The following is a 23,762-nucleotide window of genomic DNA, read 5'->3' as shown; positions in this document are numbered from 1 at the left end:
CACGTGACCGGAACGGGCACCGCGATGCTGCGCCCCGAGCACCCCGTCTCCCGGTCCCTGTCGCAACTGGTGGCCGACTTCGGGTTCGAGGCTCTGGAGCGCGTCGACTCCGTCGAGGTGAGCGGCGTGACCGTCGCATCGGGCGCCGTTGAGCCCGGCGACCTGTACGTCGGCCTTCCCGGAAAACGCGCGCACGGCGCATCCTTCGCGGCCGACGCCGCCGAGGCGGGCGCCACGGCCGTGCTCACGGATGCCGCGGGAGCCGAACTCGCTGCCGGCTCGGGAATCCCGGTACTCGTCACGGATGACCCGCGCGCGCTGCTCGGTGAGGTTGCGGCCTGGGTCTACCGCACCGAGGAGAACCCCGCAACGCTGTTCGCCGTCACCGGGACCAACGGCAAGACGAGCGTCGTCTACATGATCGCCGCGCTCCTGGAGCAGATCGGTGTGCGTTCCGGGCTCAGCTCCACGGCAGAGCGTCGCATCGGCGACCTCGCTGTCACAAGCTCGCTGACCACGCCGGAAGCGAGCGAGCTGCACGCCCTGCTCGCGCGGATGCGGGAGGCAGAGGTGCGTGCGGCGGCTGTCGAGGTCTCCGCGCAGGCGCTCACCAGGCATCGCGTCGACGGCATCGTGTTCGACGTCGCCGGATTCACGAACCTCAGCCACGATCACCTCGACGACTATGCGTCGATGGAGGAGTACTACGAAGCGAAGCTCGCACTGTTCTCGCCCGACCGGGCACGGCGCGGCGTCGTCACCGTCGACACGGAGTGGGGGCGACGTGTCGCGGCCGAGTCGCGCATCCCGGTCACGACATTGGCCACCGTGCCAGGGGTCGAGGCGGACTGGCATGTGGAGCTGGGCGAGGAGTCCATCGACAGCACAGTGTTCACGCTCGCCGGGCCCGACGGCCGCGCGGTCTCCACAAGCATCCCGATCCTCGGATCGTTCATGGCAGGCAACGCCGCTCTGGCGATCGTGATGCTCGTCGAGTCGGGCTTCGATCTCGAGGCGATCGGCCAGGTGCTGGAACGTGATGGAGGCATCCAGGCCTACATTCCCGGCCGCGCCGAACGGGTATCGGGCGAAGAGGGCCCCGTGGTGTTCGTGGACTACGGACACACGCCGGACGCGTTCGCGCGCATCCTCGCGTCGCTGCGCACCGTCACACCGGGCCGCGTGATCATGGTCTTCGGCGCCGATGGCGACCGCGACACGACGAAGCGCGCAGACATGGGCGCGATCGCCGCTCGCGGTGCCGATGAGGTGATCATCACCGACTTCCACCCCCGCTTCGAAGATCCGGCCGCCATCCGTGCCGCGCTGATCCGCGGGGCGCTGGATGCCGTGCCCGACGCGCACGTGGAGGAGATCGCCGACCAGCGGGTCGCCATCCGCACGGCGATCGCCCACGCGGGTGATGGAGACATCGTCTTCTATGCGGGGCCGGGGCACGAGGACTATCAGGAGGTCGCGGGAGTGCAGTTGCCCTATTCAGCGCGTGAGGATGCGAAGCTCGCGCTTCGCGAGGCGGGGTGGCTGTCGTGATCGCCATGACGATCGAGGAGATCGCCCAGGCCGTCAGCGGTCGTCTGGTCCCGGAGGAGGGCGCATCGCGCCTGGTCGAAGGGCTCTCCTACACGGACTCCCGCGAGGTTGAGCCGGGCGGCATCTTCTTCGCGAAACCGGGTGAGTTCACCGATGGTCACCTCTTCGCACCGCAGGCCGTCGAACGCGGTGCAGCGCTCGTCGTCGTCGACCACGAGCTCGGGCTCGACGTGCCTCAGGTCGTCGTCGATGACGTGGTAGACGCGCTCGGTGCTCTGGCACGCAGCAGCATCGCGCGGGCACGCGAGGCGGGCATCCTGCGCATCGTGGGCATCACCGGCTCCAACGGCAAGACGACCACGAAGAACCTGCTGGCGGCAATCCTCGGGCGAGTCGGCGAGACGGTCGCGCCCCGTGCATCCTTCAACAACGAGGTCGGGGCTCCGCTGACCATGCTCGAGGTGGGCGAGAACACCCGCTTTCTGGTGGCCGAGATGGGCGCGAGCCGCGAGGGCGACATTGCGAGGCTCATCCGCATGGCCAAACCCGACGTGGGAGTCGTGCTCAAGGTCGGCCTTGCGCATGCCGGTGAGTTCGGCGGGATCGAGCACACGCAGCGTGCCAAGTCCGAGATGGTGACCGATTTGGATGCCGGCGACACCGCCGTGCTCAACGCCGACGACCCGAGGGTGGCCGCCATGGCACCGCTGACCAGGGCGCAGGTGTTGTGGTTCGGGGTCGACGGCGATGCCGCACCGGATCGGGTGCGGGCGACGGACGTGCGATCCAGCCGCACCGGCACGACCTTCACGCTGCACCTGCCCGCCGGCGCGGAGGGCGAAGGGCCGAGCCGTGAGGTCGCGTTCCGGGTGCTCGGCGAGCACCACGTGGCGAACGCGCTGGCGGCCGCGAGCGCTGCGCACGCGCTCGGCGTCGGCATCGACGACATCGCCGCCGGACTGGAATCGGTCACCAGGGCGGAGCGCTGGCGCATGGAGGTCATGGGCGGAGCGCGAGGCGTGACGATCATCAACGATGCGTATAACGCGAGCCCGGACTCGATGGCCGCCGCGTTGAAGACACTGGTGCAGCTGCGCGAGCCCGAGGGCCGCGCCATCGCCGTGCTCGGCGAGATGAGCGAGCTGGGCGAGGCATCCGGTGCAGAGCACGACCGCATCGGCCTTCTGGCAGTGCGCCTCGGAGTCGACCAGGTCGTGGTGGTGGGCGCCGGTGCACGCCGCATGCACATCTCGACGATCAACGAGGGCTCGTGGGACGGCGAATCGGTCTTCGTCGAGACGCAGGACGAGGCGTACGAGTTGCTCGAGTCACTGCTCCGCAACGGCGACACCGTTCTTGTCAAGTCGTCCAACTCCGCCGGACTCCGGCACCTGGGGGACCGGCTGGGGGAGTTGTACTCGTGAGAGCACTGTTGACCGCTGGAGCGCTGTCGCTTGCCTTCTCCCTCTTCCTCACCCCGATCTTCGTCAAGCTGTTCCACCGGCTGAACTGGGGTCAGTTCATCCGCGACGACGGTCCGCAGTCGCACCACGCGAAGCGCGGCACGGCGACCATGGGTGGCATCGTCATCATCCTCGCCACGCTGGTCGGCTACTTCGTCGCCGTGCTGCTGAACGGCGGCGATGGGCTCTCGGCCTCTCCGCTGCTCGTCCTTCTGATGATGGTGGGCCTCGGCGTCGTCGGCTTCATCGACGACTTCCTCAAGACCCGGAAGCAGCGCAGCCTCGGCCTCGGCGGGTGGTCCAAGGTGGTCGGTCAGGTCATCGTCGCCACGCTCTTCGGTATCCTCGCCATCAACTTCCCGAGCAACGAGGGCGTGACGCCGGCCTCGACCGAGATCTCCTTCATCAGAGACCTCCCGATCGACCTGATGGTGCTGGGCGGCATTCCCGTGATCGGGATCATCCTCTACCTGATCTGGGTCAACCTCATCACGACCGCCGCATCGAACGGGGTCAACGTCACAGACGGCCTCGACGGCCTCGCCACGGGTGCCTCCATCCTGGCGATCGGTTCGTACATCATCATCGGGTTCTGGCAGTTCAACCAGTCCTGTTTCAGCGACACGATCGACACCGACAACCTCTTCAAGTGCTACACCGTGCGCGACCCGCTCGACCTCGCGGTCGTGGCCGCCGCCATCGTCGGATCGCTGGTCGGGTTCCTGTGGTGGAATACGTCGCCCGCCCAGATCTTCCTCGGCGACACCGGCTCGCTCGCGCTCGGCGGCGCCCTCGCCGCGTTCGCCATCCTCAGCCACACCGAGCTGCTGCTCGTGCTGATCGGCGGCCTGTTCGTGATCGAGGCCGGCTCGGTCATCCTGCAGCGGGCGTACTTCAAGGTCACGCACGGCAAACGCATCTTCCGCATGAGTCCGATCCACCACCATTTCGAGCTCAAGGGGTGGGCAGAGGTGACGGTCGTCGTGCGGTTCTGGATCATCGCCGGACTGCTCGTGGCCGCCGGCGTCGGCTCCTTCTATCTCGAGTGGCTCTCGAGGACGTCGTGACCTCTCCCGATCTGCCTGGTCGGCTCGCCGGCCTGACCAGCTGGCGTTCCGACTGGCAGGGCTTGCGGGTGGCGGTGCTCGGTCTCGGCGTTGCCGCGTTCTCCAGCGCCGACACTCTGGCCGAACTCGGCGCCGACGTGCTCGTGGTGGCGGACGCCCCGCACGAGGAACGCGCACGCCTGCTCGACGTCATCGGGGTACGGCTTCACGTGGGCGACCTGTCCTCGGTGCCGGATGCCGTGACATCCTTCGCTCCCCAGGTCGTCGTCGTCTCGTCGGGCAGGTACCACCCCGACCACGCGGTGCTCACCTGGGCGGAGAGCGCGGGGGTCGCGGTCTGGAGCGACGTGGAGCTCGCCTGGCGGGTGCGCGACAAAGTGGAACCGGCGGCGGAGTGGATCTGCGTCACCGGCACCAACGGCAAGACGACAACTGTCGAGCTGACGGCGACATTCCTTGTTGCAGCGGGCCTGCGCGCGGCCCCGTGCGGCAACATCGGCGTCCCCGTGCTCGATGCGATCCGCGACCCGCAGGGGTTCGACGTGCTCGTCGTCGAGCTCTCCAGCTATCAGCTGCACTGGATGAATCGCAACGCGGGCGGCGAGGTGTTCCCGTACTCCAGCGTCTGCCTCAACCTCGCCGAAGACCACCTCGACTTCCACGGATCCCTTCAGGCGTACGGCGCCGCGAAGGCGAAGGTATACGACAACACCAAGGTCGCCTGCGTCTACAACCGCGCCGACGTCGCCACCCTGCACATGGTGGAGGAGGCCGACGTGGTGGAGGGAGCCAGGGCGGTCGGCTTCGGGCTCGACACACCCGGGCCCAGCGACTTCGGCATCGTCGACGGCATTCTCTGCGACCGCGCATTCCTCGACGACCGTGCCACGACCGCCCTCGAGCTGACCACCCTCGACGAACTGCGGGCGGCCGGCCTCGGCGCGCCGCACGTCGTGGCGAACATCCTTGCCGCGAGCGCACTCGCGAGGTCCTGCGGGGTGTCCGCCGACGTCATCCGCGAGGCGCTGAAGACGTTCCGGCTCGACCCGCACCGTATCGAGGTCGTGGCCGTGCACGATGGTGTGGCGTGGATCGACGACTCGAAGGCGACGAACCCGCACGCGGCAGACGCGTCGCTCCGCGCGTTCGATCGCATTGTGTGGGTGCTTGGCGGGCAGCTGAAGGGCGTCGAACTCGACGGGCTCGTGCAGAGGCACCTGGCGCGCCTCGCCGGAGCGGTGGTGATCGGACTCGACCAGGAACCCGTGCTCGCCGCATTCCGCCGACACGCGCCAGAGCTTCGGGTGCTCCCCGTCGGGGCCGGAGAGACTGATGACGTGATGCCGGAAGCGGTCCGGCTCGCCGCGCGTCTGGCGCGCGACGGAGACACCGTGCTCCTCGCACCGGCGGCTGCGTCGCTGGACCAGTTCACCGATTTCGCGGACCGGGGCGACCGGTTCGCGCGGGCGGTGCGAGACCTCATAGGCAGGGGGAACCGGTGACAGCTCCCACGCAGGCCTCGCGTGCGCCGAGGCGCATTCCGAACGCAGCGGATGCGTCGGCCGCTGAGTCGTCGGCTCGCGGTTCGCTCGTCAGCGCCCGTATCTCGCTCGGGCGGGTTTTCGCGGGCGAGTCGGCGAACTACTTCTTGCTGCTCGGCGTGACGCTCTTCATGGTCGTCTTCGGCCTCGTGATGGTGCTCTCCTCGTCGTCGGTCGACTCTCACTCCAACGGCGACAGCTTCTTCGCGCGCTTCCTCAATCAGGGCCTGTACGCGCTGATCGGGGTGCCGATCATGCTGCTGGCCTCACGCATCCCACCCGGTTTCTGGAAGCGGATCGCTTGGCCGGCGCTCATCGTCGCGGCGACGCTTCAGCTGCTCGTCATCGCGACGCCGCTCGGCTCCGACAACGGAACCGGATACAACCAGAACTGGCTCAAGATCGGCCCCGTCGTCTTCCAGCCCTCCGAGGCGATCAAGATCGCGATGATCCTGTGGATGGGCATGTTCATCGCCCGAAAGCAGGATCGCCTGTCGCAGTGGAAGTACGGGCTGCTGCCCGTCGTGCTCGTCATGACGGTGGCCATCGGGCTCGTGCTCGCCGGCGGCGATCTCGGCACCACGTCGATCATGGTGGCGATCGTGCTCGGCGCACTGTTCTTCGCCGGCATCCCGTTGCGGCAGTTGATCACCGCCGGGGTGATCGGAGTCGGAGCCGCCCTGCTCTTCGCAGTGACGCGTGCGAACCGGCTCGAGCGCATCCTCGGCTTCCTGCACCCCTCGGCAGCCGACCCGATGAGCACCGGCTGGCAGATTCAGCAGAGCAACTTCGCGCTCGCGCACGGCAGCCTCATCGGCGTCGGCCTCGGCAACTCCGAGTCGAAGTGGAACTGGTTGCCCGCCGCCAGCACCGACTTCATCTTCTCGATCATCGGCGAGGAACTGGGCCTGCTCGGCGCCATCGTCGTGCTGCTTCTGTTCGTGCTGCTGGCGATCTGTTTCGTCCGTATCATGAACGCGACGGCCGACCCGTTCGCCAGGGTCGTCACCGGCGCGGTGATGATCTGGCTGGTCGGGCAGGGCCTGGTGAACATCGGCGTCGTGCTCGGACTGCTTCCAGTGCTCGGTGTGCCTTTGCCCTTGATATCCGCCGGAGGTACCGCCCTGATCAGCTCCTTGTTCGGTATCGGCGTCGTGCTCTCGTTCACGCGCACGCCGTCGAATCCGCTGTCCGAGCCCGCACTAGGCGGTCGCCTTCGGAGCCGCGCCCGGTGACGACGTATCTCATGGCTGGCGGGGGAACCGCCGGCCACGTGAATCCGCTTCTCGCCGTCTCCGATGCGCTCCGCCGTGTCGAACCGGACGCGGGGGTGATCGTGCTCGGCACCGCCGAGGGCCTCGAGTCCCGCCTCGTCCCGGAGCGCGGGTACGAGCTGGTGACGATTCCGAAGCTGCCGTTCCCTCGTCGGCCGGATGTCGCGGCGCTGCGGTTCCCAGCACGCTTCCGCTCCAGTGTGGCCAGAGTGCGCAGGCTGATCGCCGAGCGGGGCGTGGATGTCGTCGTCGGCTTCGGGGGATACGCATCGGCGCCGGCCTACAGTGCAGCGCACCGCGAAGGCGTTCCTCTCGTGCTGCACGAGGCGAATGCGAAGCCCGGGCTCGCGAACAAGCTCGGTGCGCGGTACACGCGTCAGGTGGGCGTCGCGTTTCAGAACACGCCGATCGCGCACGCCCGGTTCGTCGGGATGCCTTTGCGCCGTGAGATCGAAGACCTGGACGGTGCGGCGCGCAGGGCAGAGGCATTGGAGTACTTCGGCCTCGACGACCGTCCCACCGTATTGATCACCGGCGGGTCTCTCGGCGCCCGTAGCGTCAATGCGACCGCGATCGCTTCCGCGAAGGACCTCACCGGCACCGGGTACCAGGTGCTGCACATCCAGGGCGGCGCCGCCGAATTCCGCGACCCGCAGGTGGCCGGCTACCATCTCGTCGACTACTGCGACCGCATGGATCTGGCGCTGGCCATCGCGGAGGTCGCCATCTCCCGCGCCGGGGCCGCGACCGTGAGCGAGCTCTCGGCCCTGGGCATTCCCGCCGTCTACGTGCCCTATCCGGTCGGCAACGGGGAGCAGCGGTTCAACGCTGCAGGTGTCGTCGGTGCGGGTGGGGCGATCCTCGTGGACGACGCTCTGTTCACTCCTGAATGGGTCCGGGCATCCGTCGTTCCGCTGCTGCACGACGAAGAACGCCTGCACGGCATGGCGACGGCGGCGGCGAGCGTCGGCGTGCGCGACGGTGCGGAGCGGATGGTCGCCCTGATCGGCGAAGCGCAGCGGGACGCAGTCGGACCGGCCCGAGCGGGTCGCCGCAAGCCCTCAGCGCACTGACTGCATACTGGAAGGAACCCGCCCAGCAGACCGCCATCGCACCAGAGACAGGATGCCTGAAGCACCGTGATCAAGCCCGACCCGACCATGCCACTTCCGGAGCAGATCGGACGAGCGCACTTCGTCGGCATCGGCGGTTCCGGCATGAACGGCATCGCGCGGCTCTTCCTGCAGGCGGGGATCCCGGTGAGCGGTTCGGACCGCGCAGAGAGCGAGTACACGCGCGCTCTTCGCGAGCTGGGCGCCGACGTGCGGATCGGTCACGACGCCGCCAACGTGGGCGACGCCGACACGCTCGTCGTGACCGGTGCCCTGTGGCAGGACAATCCCGAATACCAGTACGCGCTTGCCAACGGCATACCGGTTCTGCACCGCTCCCAGGCGCTCGCCTGGCTCACCCGGTCGAGCCGGCTCGTGGCCGTCGCCGGCGCGCACGGCAAGTCCGGGACGACGGGCATGATCGCCACCGCCCTGATCGAACTGGGAGAGGACCCGAGCTTCGTGAACGGCGCCGTGATCGAGGGGCTGGAGACGAGCGCGCGCCACGGCGATTCCGGTCTGTTCGTGATCGAGGCCGACGAGTCCGACGGCTCGTTCCTGCTCTACGACACGGCCGTCGCGCTCGTCCTGAACATCGACGACGACCACCTCGACCATTACGGCTCGTACGATGCCGTGCAGGATGCCTTCGTCGCGTTCGCCGATCACGCCCGCGAACTCGTCGTCATCTCCGCCGACGACGAGGGCGCCCGTGCCGTGACACCGCGCATCGGCAACGCCAACCTGCTCACGTTCGGCGAGTCGGAAGGCGCCGACGTGCGCGTCACCGGCATCACGACGGATGGTCCGGTCGCCTTCACTCTTCGTTGGAAGGGTGAGGAGTACAGGGCGCAACTGAGGGTGCCCGGGCGCCATCACGCCCACAATGCCGCTGGCGCGTTCGCCGTGCTGACCCATCTCGGCATCGAGACCCAGCGTGCAGTGGACGCGCTGCAGGCGTATGGCGGCACGCATCGCCGTTTCGAGCTTCACGGGAACATCGGCGGGGTCAGCGTGTACGACGACTACGCCCATCACCCGACCGAGGTGCGGGCGGTGCTCGAGGCTGCGCGCACGGTCGTCGGAGAGGGTCGCATCATCGCCGTGCACCAGCCTCACACCTACAGTCGCACGCAGCGCCTGGCCGCGGAGTTCGCCGAGACGCTCGAACGCTACGCGGACGAGACAGTGGTGCTCGACGTCTTCGGTGCACGTGAAGATCCCGTTCCCGGTGTGACCGGCGCGCTGGTCTCCGAGCGCTTCCGCGACCAGTCCCGTGTCGCGTACATCCCTGACTGGCAGCAGGCTGCCGACTTCACGGCCGACTTCGCACGCGACGGCGACTTCGTGATCACGCTCGGCTGCGGCAATGTGAACCTCATCGTCCCGCAGCTGCTCGAATCCCTGCGACGGTCGAACGGCTGACCCAGGTGAAGCGTCCCCAGGGTTTCGAGAACGCGGCGCCGCGACGGCTGGCGCGTGGGCAGCGCGCCGAGGCGCCAGGACGTGAGGTTCCGACCGCGGTGCTGGACGATCGCGGCCACGGAACGCGGAGTGCCGAACCTGATGCCGACACCGCGCCGATTCCTGTCATCCCGGCCGCCAAGCGTGCACCCTCCGCCAATAAGGCGAGCCCTGCAAGCAAGGCTGCGTCGTCCGAGCAACGGCGGGGCGCCGAGCCCCGGAAGAGGGCGGAGCAACGGAAGGGGACGCCGCAGCGGTACAGCACCGAGAACCGCGGCGGCTCGGAGGTGCGCGACAGCCCGGCTTCCCCGAGCGTGCGGGCAGCCGCCCGTCAGCGCCGCAAGTACGAACGCGCGGAGATCAAGCGGTTCACGCGAGCCTCGCGTCGCCGTCGCCTGGCCTGGCTGATCGGGGTCGGATCCGTCGTTCTCGTGCTTCTCGCGGCTGCTCTCGTCTCGCTCTCACCGGCCATGGCGCTCCGCACCGTCCGGGTCGTCGGCGTGCAGCGCATCGACGCGAAGGCGGTGCAGCACGCGCTCGCGAACCAACTCGGAACGCCGCTTCCGCTGATCGACTACGGCAAGGTGCGCAAGGAGCTGGCGGCCTTCCCGCTCATCCGGAGCTACAGCACGGAGGCCGATCCACCCGGCACCCTGGTGGTGCGCATCGTCGAGCGCGTGCCGATCGGGCTCCTGAAGGTTCCTTCCGGGTACCAACTCGTCGACCAGGCGCACGTCGTGATGCAGACCACGCCAGACCGCCCGGGCGGTTACCCGATCATCTCCATCCCCGACGACGCTTCCGAACAGTCCAGACAGAAAGAGTTCAGCGCGACCGCGAACGTGCTCGCGGCTCTCCCGGCAGGCATGCTCGGGCAGGTGGACACCGCTAGCGCCACGGGCGCACAGGATGTCACCCTCAAGCTGACCTCCGGCGTCTCGGTGGTCTGGGGCGGGCCGGAGGATGCCGCGCTCAAGTCCTCGGTGCTCGCGGATCTTCTCAAAGCAGTCCCCGGCGCATCCGTCTACGACGTCTCCGCTCCGAACAGCCCCGTCACGCGCTGAGCGGGACCGTCGCCACCGCACGGAGTGGGCCGTCATGGATGCCTTCGCACCCCGGTCGGGCGACACGCGGCAGATCTGCACGGCGCAGGAGAGGGCCGCGCTTAACGTCAGGCGTAGTAAATGCATACCGAGCATAACTTTAAGCCTCGACTTGAAGTTGAAGGTTGCCAGCATTCGCCAGGGGAGCCCGTCGTGAGTCAAAACCAGAACTACCTCGCCGTGATCAAGGTCGTCGGCATCGGCGGTGGCGGCGTGAACGCCGTGAACCGCATGATCGAGCTCGGGCTTCGCGGCGTCGAGTTCATCGCCATCAATACGGATGCCCAGGCGCTGCTGATGAGCGACGCCGACGTGAAGCTCGACGTGGGCCGCGAGATCACGCGAGGGCTCGGTGCCGGAGCCGATCCGGAGGTCGGCCGCCGCGCAGCCGAAGACCACGCCGAGGAGATCGAGGAGGCGCTGACCGGCGCTGACATGGTCTTCGTGACCGCGGGCGAGGGCGGCGGCACCGGAACCGGTGGCGCGCCAGTGGTTGCCCGGATCGCGAAGTCGATCGGCGCTCTCACCATCGGTGTCGTCACCAAGCCGTTCGGCTTCGAGGGCAAGCGCCGGCAGGACCAGGCCGAGGCGGGTGTCGCTCGCCTGAAGGAAGAGGTCGACACCCTCATCGTCGTGCCGAACGACCGGCTGCTCGAGATCAGCGATCGCGGCATCAGCATGCTCGAGGCGTTCGCTACCGCCGACCAGGTGCTCCTCGCCGGTGTTCAGGGGATCACCGACCTCATCACGACACCGGGCCTCATCAACCTCGACTTCGCCGACGTCAAGTCCGTCATGCACGGCGCGGGATCTGCGCTCATGGGCATCGGCTCCTCGCGGGGCGCGGACCGTGCGATCAAGGCAGCGGAACTCGCAGTCGCCTCGCCACTCCTCGAAGCCAGCATCGAGGGGGCTCGCGGCGTGCTTCTGTCGATCCAGGGCGGTTCCAACCTGGGCATCTTCGAGATCAACGACGCAGCCCGCTTGGTGCAGGAGGCGGTGCATCCCGAGGCGAACATCATCTTCGGCGCCGTCATCGACGACACCCTCGGCGACGAGGTGCGTGTGACGGTGATCGCCGCCGGTTTCGACGGAGGAGAACCCCAGCAGAAGGCGGTCGACGTGCGTCGCTCCACCTTCGTGGCGACGGGATCCGATCAGGCGTCGTCCGGGTCGGAGCTGGTCGACACGCAGGCGCTCGAGGAGGAAGACGTGCCGACGCAGGGCTCCTGGTCCGACGCCGACTCGAAGCTCGTGGAAGCGGCGGCCAACGACCCGTCGTTCGATGACGACGACGTGCTGGACGTGCCCGACTTCCTGAAGTGAGCGATACCTCGGAGCTGAGCGGTGAGGCCCGTCAGGGTCTCGCCGACCGGCTTGCGCGGGTGCGGCAGAGCGTGGCGGATGCCGCGCGCTCGGCGGGCAGGAACCCTGCGGAGATCACGACCATCGTGGTGACCAAGTTCCAGCCCGTCGCGCTCGTGCGTGCGCTCGTCGACCTCGGAGTGCGCGACGTCGGCGAGAACCGGGCGCAGGAGGCCGCAGCGAAGGCATCCAGTGTCGGCGAGACGCATTCGAACGGGCTGCGCTGGCACTTCATCGGTCAGTTGCAGACGAACAAGGCGAAGCAGGTCCGCACCTTCGCCTCGGCGGTGCACTCGGTGGATCGGCCCGCGCTCGTCGGAGCCCTGAGCCGCGCCGGAGGGTCCGCCGAGAGGGCGTCCGACCGAGCGTCCGCCGGCAACGACCTCGACTGCTTCATCGAATTGGCACTCACCGACGAGCCCGGCCGCGGCGGCGTAGCGCCGGACCGCTTGCTCGACCTTGCAGAGCGCATACTGGCCGAACCGGGGCTGCGCCTGCGCGGCGTGATGGCTGTGGCGCCGCTGAACGAAGACGCGCGACGGGCGTTCGCCCGGGTGCGCGAGGCATCCGACCGGCTGCGTTCACTCGCCCCGGATGCAACAGCGATCTCCGCCGGAATGTCCGGCGACTATGCCGATGCGATAGCGGAAGGGGCGACACACCTTCGCATCGGCACTGCAATCACGGGAAAGCGACCCGAGCGTGCTTAGCCTGGCTGTGGAATACGCCGACGACCGGCGAGACCGCAAGACCTCGAGCTGCACACGGAGGATCGCATGGCAAACCCGCTCAAGAAGACGATGGCCTACCTCGGTCTCGTCGAAGACGAGCTCGAGTACGACGAAGAACCGGTCGCCACTGCGCATCCGGCACCTGTCGCGCCGGTCCAGCATCCTGCTCCGGCCAAGGCGCCTGTCACGCCGCTGCGTAAGCCGACCCCGGCCCGGAATGTGACGGTGCAAGAAGTGAATGAGATCCTGACGGTTCACCCCCGGCAGTACAGCGACGCGAAGATGATCGCGGAGTCCTTCCGCGAAGGAGTCCCCGTGATCCTGAACCTGTCGCAGATGAGCGAATCCGAAGCCCAGCGCATGATCGACTTCTCCAGCGGTCTGACGCAGGGCTTGCGCGGCAAGATCGAGAAGGTGACCAGCAAGGTCTTCCTGCTCTCGCCGGAGCACGTCATGGTGTCGGGCTCGGCGACGAACGCCGGGAACGACGTCGAGGCGTCGTTCTTCGCCAGTGCGTAGCCGCACGAGCGACGCAAGCGGTGGGGGCTGGAGCCGAGGCACAGCCAGCGTCCCGCATACTTGATCTGTGCCCCTCGCCGTCTTCATCGTCGCGACCGTCGCGTACTACATCTTCCTGCTCTTCTTCGTGGTGCTGTGGGTTCGCTTCGTACTGGATCTCGTGCGTACTTTCGCCCGCGGATGGCGACCACGCGGGTTCGGCCTGGTGCTTGCGGAAGCGGCGTTCACGGTCACCGATCCGCCCATCAAGTTCTTCCGGCGACTGCTCCCTCCGCTGTCGCTCGGACCGGTCGCACTCGACTTCGGCTGGACGTTGACGATGTTCGCGTGCATCATCGGCATGTACATCGCGTCGTCGTTCATCTGATGTCGCATCAGGCTCACGCAGATGGCAGTGTCGCGGGCGACTTTGCTAGCGTTAGCTGAACGTTATCCACTGTTCGAAAATCAAGCTCTAAGGGTGGTAAGCCATGGCGCTAACTCCGGAAGATGTCGTCAACAAGCGGTTCCAACCGACCAAATTCCGTGAGGGCTACGACCAGGACGAGGTCGACGATTTCCTCGACGAGGTCGTCGTCGAGTTGCGCCGGCTGAACCAGGAGAACGACGAGCTGAAGCAGCGGCTCGTGGCATCCGAGTCGCGGATCGCCGAACTGCAACGCACCTCGTCGTCCGAGCAGACGCAGGCCATCGCAGCGCCGGCTCCCGCACCCGTGGTCGCGCCGGTCGCGCCTCAGCCGGCCGTCTCCGGCGCGGATGAGACCGAGAGCACGAACAACCTTCTCCAGCTGGCACGACGGTTGCACGAGGAGCACGTGCGTGAGGGCGTCGAGAAGCGCGACGCGCTGATCGCCGAGGGCCACGCCACCGCCGCCCGGGTCGTCGCAGAGGCAGAGGCCAAGCAGCGCGCGCAGATCACCGCCCTGGAGTCGGAGCGCTCCACCATCGAGCGTCAGATCGAAGAGCTGCGCAACTTCGAGCGGGACTACCGCGCGAAGCTGAAGAGCTACATCGAGGGTCAGTTGCGCGACCTCGACAACGCGGGCTCTGCCACGGGTGGTTTCAAGCCCGCCGGTGCCGCCGCGGCGTCCGGGCAGTTCGCCGCCGTTGCTTCGGGCGACGCAGATCGCCAGAACCCGCCGACGTTCCAGAGCTTTGGAGGCTAAGCCTTCCAGGAAGGTCAGCGTTCGCGCGATCATCCTGCTCGTCGCGATCGCACTCGTCGTGCTGGCGATCGACCAGCTCGCCAAGTGGTGGGTGGTCACGACTCTGCCCTACCGGGTGCCGAAGAACATCATCGGCAACCTGCTGATCTTCGAGTACGACCGCAACCCGGGTGCCGCATTCTCGATCGGGACCGGATCTACCTGGATCTTCTCGATCGTCGCGGTCGCCGTGCTGGTCTTCGTGATCTGGTACGCCCGGCGCATCCGCTCGATGGTCTGGGCGCTGGTCTTCGGTCTCGTGCTCGGCGGCCTGCTGGGAAACCTCAGCGACCGTTTGTTCCGGCCGCCGGGGTTCGGCGTCGGGGAGGTCGTGGACTTCCTTCGGATCCCGCTGCTCCCCGCGATTTTCAACCTGGCCGACTCGGCGATCGTCGCGGCCATGATCCTCTTCCTGCTGCTTACCGTGCTGGGCGTCGGCCTCGACGGCAAACGCGCGACCAAATCGGTGGATTCGGCCCCCGCGTCGTCCGCCGGGGGGCCCGCCGAGTCTGCCGACGAACATCTCGGCGACGCGACGCCCGAGCAATCGGCCGACGCTGAGGACCCATCCGGTTCGGCATCCGACGTCGATACAGTCGGCGAGACCGAGGGCGCATCGGCGCCCGATGCCGGGGACACCGGTGCGAGACGCGACCGTTCAGAGTCGCGCGGCGCGCAGCTCGGCGAGGTGGGGCATCCAGTCGACGGTCGTGTCTGACATGACCGAGTACCGCAGCCTGCCGGTTCCGGACGGCCTCGACGGGTCGCGGGTGGATGCCGGCGTGGCGAAGCTGCTCGGCTTCTCGCGGACCTTCGCAGCCGAGGTGGCGGAGGCCGGTGGCGTCGTGCTCGACGGCCGAGTGCTCGACAAGTCGGACCGGCTGAGCGCCGGTGCCTGGCTCGAGATCGGCTGGACGCCGAAGACGGCCGTCGAGATAGTGCCGGTCGTCGTACCTGAGCTGGGGATCGTGTACGACGACGACGACATCGTTGTCGTCGACAAGCCCGCCGGCGTGGCGGCGCATCCGTCCATCGGTTGGGAGGGCCCGACGGTGCTCGGCGCTCTTGCCGGGGCCGGATATCGCATCTCGACCTCAGGCGCCGCAGAACGGGCGGGCATCGTGCACCGACTGGATGCCGGAACCAGCGGGCTCATGGTCGTGGCGAAAAGCGAGCGGGCATATACCGCGTTGAAGCGCGCGTTCCACGACCGTACCGTCGAGAAGATCTATCACGCGATCGTTCAGGGGCATCCGGACCCGCTTGCGGGCACCATCGACGCTCCCATCGGACGGCACCCGCGAGCAGACTGGAAGTTCGCCGTCACCGCTGCGGGCAAGCCGTCGGTGACGCACTACGAGACAGTGGAAGCCTTCCCCGCGGCCAGCCTGCTCGAGATCCATCTGGAGACGGGGCGTACGCATCAGATTCGCGTGCACATGGCCGCCCAGAGGCATCCGTGCGTGGGCGACGCGATGTACGGTGCGGATCCGACGCTGTCAGCACGGCTCGGGCTGACCCGGCAATGGCTGCAGGCGTGGCAGCTCGCGTTCGAGCATCCCGCGACGGGGGAGTGGGTGACGTTCGTGTCCGAGTATCCGGCCGATCTGCAGCACGCTCTCGACGTGCTGCGTGAGTCCTGATCGCGGACCGGCGAACCTCCGCTTCGGAGCCGATCGAGAGCGGGTGCACTCCGTTAGTCTGGACTCCCCAGACGACCGGGAGGACCACACGCCGTGACGACTGATTCCTTCGTCCACCTGCACGTGCACAGCGAATACTCGATGCTCGACGGTGCGGCGAAGATCGGTCCGCTGATGGATGCCGCCGTGGCGCACGGCATGCCGGCGATCGCGGTCACCGACCACGGCAACATGTTCGCCGCGTTCGAGTTCTGGCGGGCGGCGAAGGCTGCCGGAATCAAGCCGATCATCGGCACGGAGGCCTACCTCACCCCGGGTACGCATCGCAGCGACCGCACTCGGGTCCGGTGGGGCAACGGGGGCGAAGACGACGTGTCGGGCAGCGGCGCCTACACGCACATGACGATGCTCGCCGAGACGACGGAGGGCATGCACAACCTGTTCCGAATGTCGTCACTGGCATCGATCGAGGGCTACTACTTCAAGCCCCGCATGGACCGCGAACTTCTCGAGCGCTACGCGAAGGGCGTGATCGCCACCACCGGATGCCCGAGTGGCGAAGTGCAGACCAGGCTTCGGCTCGGGCAGTACGACGAGGCGGTGAAGGCGGCTGCCGACTACCGCGACATCTTCGGCAAGGACAACTTCTTCGTCGAGCTCATGGAGCACGGCCTCGGGCTCGAGAAGCGCGTGCGGCAGGACCTCCTCAGACTCGCCAAGGAGCTCGGCCTGCGAACCGTGGCGACCAACGACCTGCACTACACGCACGCGGAGGACGCCAAGTCCCATGCCGCCCTGCTGTGCGTGCAGTCCGGTTCGACGCTGAACGACCCGAAGCGCTTCCAGCTCGAACCCGAGGGGGAGTATTACCTCAAGTCCCCGCAGCAGATGCGCGATCTGTTCCGGGAGCATCCGGATGCCTGTGACATGACGCTCGAGATCGCCGAGCGCTGCGAGATCGACTTCGAGCTCTCGACAGGCAAGTACATGCCGAAGTTCCCGGTGCCCGAGGGTGAGACGGAGGAGAGCTGGTTCGTCAAGGAGGTCAGCAGGGGCCTCCAACAGCGGTATCCGGACGGCATCCCCGAGAAGGTGAGGGCACAGGCGGATTACGAGACCGGGATCATCCTGCAGATGGGCTTTCCCGGCTACTTCCTGGTGGTCGCCGACTTCATCAACTGGTCGAAGAACAACGGCATCCGGGTAGGGCCGGGCCGCGGCTCGGGCGCGGGCTCGATGGCCGCATACGCCATGCGCATCACCGACCTCGACCCGCTCGAGCACGGCCTGATCTTCGAGCGCTTCCTCAACCCGGACCGCGTCTCGATGCCCGACTTCGACGTCGACTTCGACGACCGCCGGCGGCTCGAGGCGGTCAAGTACGTGACGGAGAAGTACGGCGCCGAACGGGTCTCCCAGATCGTGACGTACGGCACGATCAAGGCGAAGCAGGCGCTGAAGGATGCCGGCCGAGTGCTCGGATTCCCGTTCTCCATGGGCGAGAAGCTCACGAAGGCGATGCCGCCCGCAGTCATGGGCAAGGACATCCCGCTGTACCAGGTGTTCGACAAAGACAGCCCGCGGTACAAGGAGGCCGTCGAGCTGCGCGCTGTCGTCGAGAGCGACCCCGAGGCGAAGACCGTCTTCGACACGGCGCTCGGACTCGAGGGCCTGAAGCGGCAGTGGGGCGTGCACGCGGCGGGCGTCATCATGTCGTCCGATCCGATCATCGACGTCATCCCGATCATGAAGCGGGAACAGGACGGCCAGATCGTCACCCAGTTCGACTATCCGGCGGCGGAATCGCTCGGCCTGATCAAGATGGACTTCCTGGGCCTGCGCAACCTGACGATCATCAGCGACGCGCTGGACAACATCAAGGCGAACCAGGGATTCGAGCTCGACCTGGAGGGGCTGCCTCTGGATGATCGGCCCGCGTACGACCTGCTGACTCGCGGCGACACGCTCGGTGTTTTCCAGCTCGATGGCGGCCCGATGCGCGCGCTGCTGCGTCAGATGAAACCGGACAACTTCGAGGACATCTCCGCACTCATCGCGCTGTACCGGCCAGGGCCGATGGGTGCTAACTCCCACATCAACTACGCCCTGCGAAAGAACGGGCTGCAGCCCATCACCCCGATCCATCCCGAGCTCGCGGAACCGCTGCAGGAGATCCTCGACACCACCTACGGCCTGATCATCTATCAGGAACAGGTCATGGCGATCGCTCAGAAGGTGGCGGGATTCTCGCTCGGCCAGGCGGACATCCTGCGTCGTGCCATGGGCAAGAAGAAGAAGTCCGAGCTCGACAAGCAGCAGGAGGGCTTCTTCTCCGGCATGCGCGAGCGAGGGTACTCGCAGCAGGCGATCGACAAGCTCTGGGAGATCCTGCTGCCGTTCTCCGACTACGCCTTCAATAAGGCGCACTCGGCGGCATACGGCGTCGTGTCGTACTGGACTGCCTACCTTAAAGCGCACTACCCGGCCGAGTACATGGCCGCCCTGCTGACCAGCGTCGGGGACTCGAAAGACAAGATGGCCGTCTACCTGAACGAGTGCAGGCGCATGGGCATCAAGGTGCTGCCGCCCGACGTGAACGAGTCGATCGGATTCTTCGCCGCCGTCGGCGACGACGTGCGGTTCGGGCTCGGTGCGGTGCGCAACGTCGGCTCCAACGTGGTGGACGGCATCAGGGATGCCCGCGAGACGAAGGGCCGCTTCGAGTCGTTCCACGACTTCTTGAAGAAGGTGCCGCTGCACGTCGCGAACAAGCGCACCATCGAATCGCTGATCAAGGCCGGCGCGTTCGACTCGTTCGGCGACTCACGGCGCGCGCTGCTGGAGGTGCACGAGGCAGCGGTGGAGTCCGTCGTCAACGACAAGCGAGTCGAGGCCACCGGGCAGGCGGGGTTCGACTTCGACATGTTGCTGGCCGAGGAGCCGCAGAGTGCCTCCGTATCGCTCGTGCCCGAGAAGCCGGAGTGGGACAAACGGCAGAAGCTGGCGTTCGAGCGCGAGATGCTCGGCCTGTATGTGTCGGACCACCCGCTGGCGGGCCTCGAACTCGAACTGGCCAAGCAGGCGAGCACGTCGATCGCCGACCTCACCGGCTCCGAATCCACCCAGGACGGCGACACGGTGACGATCGCCGGGCTCGTGACGGGAGTCCAGCACCGGGTGGCGAAGGCATCCGGCAACCAGTACGGCATGATCACGGTGGAAGACTTCGGCGGCGAGATCACCGTGATGTTCATGGGCAAGGCGTACCAGGAGTTCGGCCCCGCGCTCACGCCGGACTCGATCGTGGTCGTTCGCGGCAGAGTCAGCATGCGCGATGACGGCATGAATCTGCACGCCTACAGCCTGTACGCGCCCGACCTCGGATCCGTGGCGTCCGGGCTGTCCGGTCCGCTCATCATCACGATGCCGGATCAGCGCGCCACGACGGATGTCGTGCAGAACCTCGGCGACATGCTGATCCGCCACGCCGGCGACGGCGAGGTGCGGCTGAGGCTCGTGAAAGGCACCACGGCAAGGATCTTCGAGCTGCCGTATCGCGTCTCAGTCTCGGCCGACCTGTACGGCGAGCTGAAGGGACTGCTCGGCCCCGCCTGCCTCGTCTGACGCGTTCGCCCGGTCTCGGATGGATCACGCGTGCAGCAGACACGCCACATCACGGCGTCGCCACTCAGAGGCTCAATCGGGCCGCCCGCGCAAGCAAGCTCGCACATGCGACCCTCAATCGCCTCTAGGCTTGCCGGGTGCGAACACTCGACCTGAGACGACGGACATTCGACGCCTCCGAACTGCGTCGCATCGTGCCGCGACCCGAGCTCGACATCAGCGCTGCTTCGACCGCGGTCGCCGCTCTGATCGCCGACGTGCGTGAACGCGGCACGCGCGCCCTGCTCGACCAGGCGGAGAAGTTCGATCATGTGCGGCCGCAAGCACTGCGAGTGCCCGCATCCGACATCGCTGCCGCGGTGGAGACGCTTCCCCAAGCTGTGCGCACCGCACTGGAGCGAGCGATCGAGCGCGTGCGCGAGGTGAGCTCAGCGCAGGTGCCCCCCGCCGCATCCACCGTTCTCGGTGACGGCGCGATCGTCGAGCAGCGCTGGCAGCCGGTATCCCGTGCGGGCTTGTACGTACCGGGCGGAAAGGCGGTCTACCCCTCCAGCGTCGTCATGAACGCTGTGCCCGCGCAGGTGGCCGGCGTCGGCTCCGTCGCCCTTGCCAGTCCCGCACAGCGCGACTTCGGCGGCTCCGTGCACCCGCTCATCCTCGGGGCGGCGGGGCTCGTCGGAATCGACGAGGTGTACGCGATGGGCGGCGCAGGGGCCGTCGGAGCGCTCGCATACGGCGTACCCGACCTCCCGCTCGAAGCGGTCGACATCGTCACCGGTCCCGGAAACATCTACGTGGCCGCCGCCAAGCGTCTCGTGCACGGCGTCGTCGGCATCGACGCAGAGGCGGGGACCACCGAGATCCTGGTGATCGCGGATGCCACGGCCGATCCACGCCTCGTGGCCGCCGATCTTCTCAGCCAGGCAGAGCACGATGAGGCGGCCGCCTCGCTGCTGGTGACCGACTCGGAGGACCTCGCGGAGGCGGTACAGCGCGAGCTGAGCGAACTGGTGGTCGCCACGGCCAACCGGGAACGTGCATCCATCGCACTCGAAGGACCGCAGTCCGCCATCGTGCTCGTCGACGACGAAGAGACCGCGACGCGGTTCAGCGATGCCTACGCTCCCGAGCACCTCGAGGTGCACACCGCCGACCCGGACGACACGCTGCGGCGGTTGACCAACGCCGGTGCGATCTTCCTCGGCTCGCACTCGCCGGTGAGCCTGGGAGACTACCTCGCAGGGTCGAATCACGTGCTTCCGACCGGGGGATCGGCGCGGTATTCGTCCGGGCTCGGCGCCTACACCTTCCTGCGCCCGCAGCAGATCATCCGATACGACGAACGGGGCCTCGGCTGCGTCGCCCCGCACGTGATCGCCTTGGCCGAGGCGGAGCGGTTGCCCGCCCACGGTGAGGCGGTGGCCGCGCGCACCGTATCGTCGTGAGCGAAAAAGTAAGCAAGGCCTGACCTGGAGCCGCCATGTTCTGCCCGTTCTGTCGTCATCCGGACTCCCGTGTGGTTGACTCGCGCACGTCGGACGACGGTCTCTCGATTCGCCGTAGACGTCAGTGCCCGGAGTGCGGGCGCCGGTTCTCCACGATCGAGACGGCGAGCCTGAACGTGATCAAGCGCAGCGGCGTGGTCGAACCGTTCAGCCGCGAGAAGATCATGGCCGGCGTGCGAAAGGCGTGCCAGGGCCGTCCCGTCACCGACTCCGATCTGGCGATGCTCGCCCAGAAGGTGGAGGAGGCGGTGCGCGCGACAGGTGTGTCGCAGATCGACGCGAACGAGATCGGCCTAGCGGTGCTTCCACCGCTGCGTGAACTCGACGAGGTGGCCTACCTGCGTTTCGCGAGCGTCTATCAGGCGTTCGACTCGCTGGATGACTTCGAAGACGCGATCGGCGCCTTGCGCGCCGAGCACCATTCCCGACCCGCTCCGGCGGAGTGAGGGTGGAGAGCGGCTATCGCGGTTGCGCCGCTCATAGGCTCAATCGCCTCGGCCGACCGGGCGAGCCCGCTCGGCTCTCGGCTCAATCGCCTATATCGCGGTTACGCCGCTCATAGGCTCAATCGCCTCGGCCGACCGGGCGAGCCCGCTCGGCTCTCGGCTCAATCGCCTATATCGTTGCTTCGGCATGTATCGCATCCTGTTCTCGCTCGTCTTCCGGCATATGGACCCGGAACGGGCGCACCATCTGGCCTTCGCCGTCATCCGCATGCTCCCGAACCTCGGACTCCGTCGGGCGGTTTCCCGTTTCACGATGCCGAAGCGCGACATCTCGGTGCGCGCTCTGGGCCTGACGTTCCCGACACCGTTCGGGGTCGCCGCCGGATTCGACAAGAACGCCACGGCCATCCTGGGACTCGGCGCACTCGGCTTCGGGCACATCGAGGTGGGAACAGTGACGGCCATTCCGCAGCCGGGCAACCCGCGGCCGAGGCTCTTCCGGCTCATCCCCGACCGCGCCATCGTGAACCGGATGGGCTTCAACAACGACGGCGTGACCGCGGCAGCCGCGAAAGTGGCAAAAGCCCGTTCGGCTCGGCGTCGTCCGGTGATCGGCGTGAACATCGGCAAGTCGCGGGTTGTCGACGTGGCGGACGCCGTCGCAGACTACCGGGTCTCGGCCCGGGTGGCTGCGGGGGTCGCGGATTACCTCGTCGTGAACGTGAGCTCACCGAACACGCCGGGACTGCGCGACCTGCAGGCGCTCGACTCTCTGCGACCGCTGCTGCAGGCGGTCAAGGAAGAGGCGGGATCGACCCCGCTGCTCGTCAAGATCGCACCGGACCTTGCCGACGATGACATCCTGGCGATCGCCGACGTGGTCGTCGAGCTCGGAGTCGACGGCATCATCGCCACGAACACGACCATCTCCAGGGACGGGCTGACCACAGATCGCGAGGTCGTGAAAGCGGCTGGCGCGGGAGGGCTCTCCGGGGCGCCCCTGGCCGCGCGGTCGCTCGAGGTGCTGCGGCTGTTGCGCTCCCACGTTCCCGCCACGCTCTGCATCGTCTCGGTGGGAGGTGTGGAGACGGCTCGGGATGTGCGCACCCGCCTCGATGCGGGAGCCACGCTCGTGCAGGGCTACTCCGCGTTCATCTACCGCGGGCCGTTCTGGGCGCGGGCGATCAACCGCGGGCTGGACCGGCTGCCCGCCGCCTGATCGATCTCCGGCTCACTCCGCAGTCGTTCCCTGATGGAACCTCAGGCGCCAGCGTGCGCCGTCACGCACCCAGAGCGAACTGCGCAGTACGGAGCCCCTCGCATCCTCCGTGCGGAAGACGAGAAGTATCGCGTCGTCACAAACGCGGTCGACAGAGACGACCTCGGCGATGCGAGCTTCACCGTCGCCGGCGGGGGAGAGGGCCGCGTCATCCCTGCTCCAGATGCGGCCGGTACGTCCCACCTCGAGGAATTGCGGATGCAGGAGCACGCCCAGCTCCGCGACGTCGTTCCGCACCCGTGACGTCAGCAGAGCGCGCTCCTGGCGCAGAACGATCTCCTCATCGGGCTCCTCAGCGAGATCGTCGAACAGGGCCGGCTGGGGTGCAGGCAGTGCGGAGTCCGGCACGCCGCTGTCGGGTGTGGACGCGACCGCTGGCCCCGCTTCCGATGAGAGTGCAGCGGAGGCACGCCAGCCCGGTCCTGCATCGACCGGGGAACCGTTCTGGTACGAGGTGGCGACCGCCCGCGCACGGATGTCCGCTGCCTCATTGAGCTCGTGTCCGGTGTGGCCGCGCACCCACTCGAACGCGTAGCTGCGTCCGACCAGCGCGGCGTCCAGTCGCTTCAGGAGGTCGAGGTTCTGCACGGGTGATCCGTCTGCCTTGCGCCAGCCCTTCCGTTTCCAGCCGGGCATCCACTTGGTGACCGCGTTGATCACGTACTCGCTGTCGCACAGGATGCGCAGGTCATCCGGCTCTCCGGCCGTCGACTCCAGCAAGTCGATCACGGCCATCAACTCGCCCTGGTTGTTGGTGCCGTGCGGCCAGCCACCGGCCGCCCAGGCCGTCTCGTCGACGTACCAGGCCCAGCCGGCGGGACCCGGATTGCCCAGAGCTGAGCCGTCGGCCGCTGCGGTGATCGTCATCGC

At 67.5% G+C, this 23,762-nt stretch carries 20 protein-coding genes; 19 read left to right on the top strand and 1 reads right to left on the bottom strand.

Annotated elements, in window-relative coordinates:
- The first annotated feature begins 24 nt into the window (after positions 1–24).
- From ACYVI5_RS05775 to ACYVI5_RS05685, 19 genes are all read left to right on the top strand, one after another.
- The gene (locus tag ACYVI5_RS05775) at positions 25–1,551 is read left to right on the top strand and encodes a UDP-N-acetylmuramoyl-L-alanyl-D-glutamate--2,6-diaminopimelate ligase (protein ID WP_460579500.1); all 1,527 of its coding nucleotides are present in this window, start codon (positions 25–27) and stop codon (positions 1,549–1,551) included.
- A complete protein-coding gene (locus tag ACYVI5_RS05770; RefSeq protein ID WP_460579499.1) occupies positions 1,548–2,975 on the top strand; it encodes a UDP-N-acetylmuramoyl-tripeptide--D-alanyl-D-alanine ligase in 1,428 nt (475 codons plus the stop codon). The genes ACYVI5_RS05775 and ACYVI5_RS05770 overlap by 4 nt, the downstream gene beginning before the upstream one ends.
- Positions 2,972–4,081 carry a phospho-N-acetylmuramoyl-pentapeptide-transferase gene (gene mraY, locus ACYVI5_RS05765; protein ID WP_460533829.1) on the top strand — a complete coding sequence of 370 codons (1,110 nt, stop codon included), beginning with the start codon at positions 2,972–2,974 and terminating at the stop codon, positions 4,079–4,081. The genes ACYVI5_RS05770 and mraY overlap by 4 nt, the downstream gene beginning before the upstream one ends.
- Positions 4,078–5,583: a Mur ligase family protein gene (gene murD, locus ACYVI5_RS05760; RefSeq protein ID WP_460579351.1), complete on the top strand. Its 1,506-nt coding sequence runs from the start codon at positions 4,078–4,080 to the stop codon at positions 5,581–5,583. Before mraY ends, murD begins: the two co-directional genes overlap by 4 nt.
- Positions 5,580–6,857, top strand: coding sequence for a peptidoglycan glycosyltransferase FtsW (gene ftsW / locus ACYVI5_RS05755; RefSeq protein ID WP_460533833.1), 1,278 nt, complete (start codon positions 5,580–5,582; stop codon positions 6,855–6,857). Before murD ends, ftsW begins: the two co-directional genes overlap by 4 nt.
- Positions 6,854–7,969: a UDP-N-acetylglucosamine--N-acetylmuramyl-(pentapeptide) pyrophosphoryl-undecaprenol N-acetylglucosamine transferase gene (locus ACYVI5_RS05750; protein ID WP_460579350.1), complete on the top strand. Its 1,116-nt coding sequence runs from the start codon at positions 6,854–6,856 to the stop codon at positions 7,967–7,969. The genes ftsW and ACYVI5_RS05750 overlap by 4 nt, the downstream gene beginning before the upstream one ends.
- A 66-nt stretch (positions 7,970–8,035) precedes the next feature.
- Positions 8,036–9,433, top strand: coding sequence for a UDP-N-acetylmuramate--L-alanine ligase (gene murC / locus ACYVI5_RS05745; protein WP_460579349.1), 1,398 nt, complete (start codon positions 8,036–8,038; stop codon positions 9,431–9,433).
- Positions 9,434–9,438: 5 nt separating this feature from the next.
- Positions 9,439–10,536, top strand: coding sequence for a cell division protein FtsQ/DivIB (locus tag ACYVI5_RS05740; protein ID WP_460579348.1), 1,098 nt, complete (start codon positions 9,439–9,441; stop codon positions 10,534–10,536).
- A 192-nt stretch (positions 10,537–10,728) separates the two neighbouring features.
- Positions 10,729–11,901, top strand: a complete 1,173-nt coding sequence (gene ftsZ / locus ACYVI5_RS05735; protein WP_460533841.1) for a cell division protein FtsZ — start codon at positions 10,729–10,731, stop codon at positions 11,899–11,901.
- Positions 11,898–12,650 carry a YggS family pyridoxal phosphate enzyme gene (locus ACYVI5_RS05730; protein ID WP_460579347.1) on the top strand — a complete coding sequence of 251 codons (753 nt, stop codon included), beginning with the start codon at positions 11,898–11,900 and terminating at the stop codon, positions 12,648–12,650. Before ftsZ ends, ACYVI5_RS05730 begins: the two co-directional genes overlap by 4 nt.
- 66 nt (positions 12,651–12,716) lie before the next feature.
- Positions 12,717–13,190 (top strand): cell division protein SepF, encoded by a 474-nt coding sequence (locus ACYVI5_RS05725; protein ID WP_460533845.1) that lies wholly within the window; start codon positions 12,717–12,719, stop codon positions 13,188–13,190.
- 67 nt (positions 13,191–13,257) lie between these two features.
- Positions 13,258–13,557, top strand: coding sequence for a YggT family protein (locus ACYVI5_RS05720; RefSeq protein ID WP_460533846.1), 300 nt, complete (start codon positions 13,258–13,260; stop codon positions 13,555–13,557).
- 103 nt (positions 13,558–13,660) lie between these two features.
- Positions 13,661–14,356, top strand: a complete 696-nt coding sequence (locus ACYVI5_RS05715) for a DivIVA domain-containing protein (RefSeq protein ID WP_460533848.1) — start codon at positions 13,661–13,663, stop codon at positions 14,354–14,356.
- Positions 14,346–15,113 (top strand): signal peptidase II, encoded by a 768-nt coding sequence (gene lspA / locus ACYVI5_RS05710; RefSeq protein WP_460579346.1) that lies wholly within the window; start codon positions 14,346–14,348, stop codon positions 15,111–15,113. Before ACYVI5_RS05715 ends, lspA begins: the two co-directional genes overlap by 11 nt.
- A 1-nt stretch (position 15,114) precedes the next feature.
- Positions 15,115–16,038, top strand: a complete 924-nt coding sequence (locus ACYVI5_RS05705; protein WP_460534052.1) for an RluA family pseudouridine synthase — start codon at positions 15,115–15,117, stop codon at positions 16,036–16,038.
- Positions 16,039–16,131: 93 nt separating this feature from the next.
- Positions 16,132–19,662, top strand: coding sequence for a DNA polymerase III subunit alpha (dnaE, locus tag ACYVI5_RS05700; protein WP_460579345.1), 3,531 nt, complete (start codon positions 16,132–16,134; stop codon positions 19,660–19,662).
- Positions 19,663–19,799: 137 nt separating this feature from the next.
- Complete coding sequence (hisD, locus tag ACYVI5_RS05695) at positions 19,800–21,107, top strand: histidinol dehydrogenase (protein ID WP_460579344.1); 1,308 nt, start codon at positions 19,800–19,802, stop codon at positions 21,105–21,107.
- A 35-nt stretch (positions 21,108–21,142) separates the two neighbouring features.
- Positions 21,143–21,613, top strand: coding sequence for a transcriptional regulator NrdR (nrdR, locus tag ACYVI5_RS05690; protein WP_460579343.1), 471 nt, complete (start codon positions 21,143–21,145; stop codon positions 21,611–21,613).
- Between the two features lie 187 nt (positions 21,614–21,800).
- Positions 21,801–22,832: a dihydroorotate dehydrogenase gene (locus tag ACYVI5_RS05685; protein ID WP_460579342.1), complete on the top strand. Its 1,032-nt coding sequence runs from the start codon at positions 21,801–21,803 to the stop codon at positions 22,830–22,832.
- A gap of 12 nt (positions 22,833–22,844) precedes the next feature.
- On the opposite strand, the gene ACYVI5_RS05680 is transcribed toward ACYVI5_RS05685, so the two are convergent.
- Complete coding sequence (locus ACYVI5_RS05680; RefSeq protein WP_460579341.1) at positions 22,845–23,759, bottom strand: RNase H family protein; 915 nt, start codon at positions 23,757–23,759, stop codon at positions 22,845–22,847.
- Between the last annotated feature and the right edge of the window lie 3 nt (positions 23,760–23,762).

The sequence above is a fragment of the Humibacter ginsengisoli genome, from assembly GCF_054780095.1.
Note: the sequence above shows the minus strand (reverse complement) of the source record. Positions and strands in the feature narration are given on the sequence as shown.

Bases quoted from the DNA above. Each gene is read 5' to 3' on its own strand.
- ACYVI5_RS05775 (WP_460579500.1), top strand. From the start codon at position 25: ATGCTGCGCCCCGAGCACCCCGTCTCCCGGTCCCTGTCGCAACTGGTG.
- ACYVI5_RS05725 (WP_460533845.1), top strand. From the start codon at position 12,717: ATGGCAAACCCGCTCAAGAAGACGATGGCCTACCTCGGTCTCGTCGAA.
- ACYVI5_RS05715 (WP_460533848.1), top strand. From the start codon at position 13,661: ATGGCGCTAACTCCGGAAGATGTCGTCAACAAGCGGTTCCAACCGACC.
- ACYVI5_RS05705 (WP_460534052.1), top strand. From the start codon at position 15,115: ATGACCGAGTACCGCAGCCTGCCGGTTCCGGACGGCCTCGACGGGTCG.
- nrdR (WP_460579343.1), top strand. From the start codon at position 21,143: ATGTTCTGCCCGTTCTGTCGTCATCCGGACTCCCGTGTGGTTGACTCG.
- ACYVI5_RS05685 (WP_460579342.1), top strand. From the start codon at position 21,801: ATGTATCGCATCCTGTTCTCGCTCGTCTTCCGGCATATGGACCCGGAA.
- ACYVI5_RS05680 (WP_460579341.1), bottom strand. From the start codon at position 23,759: ATGACGATCACCGCAGCGGCCGACGGCTCAGCTCTGGGCAATCCGGGT.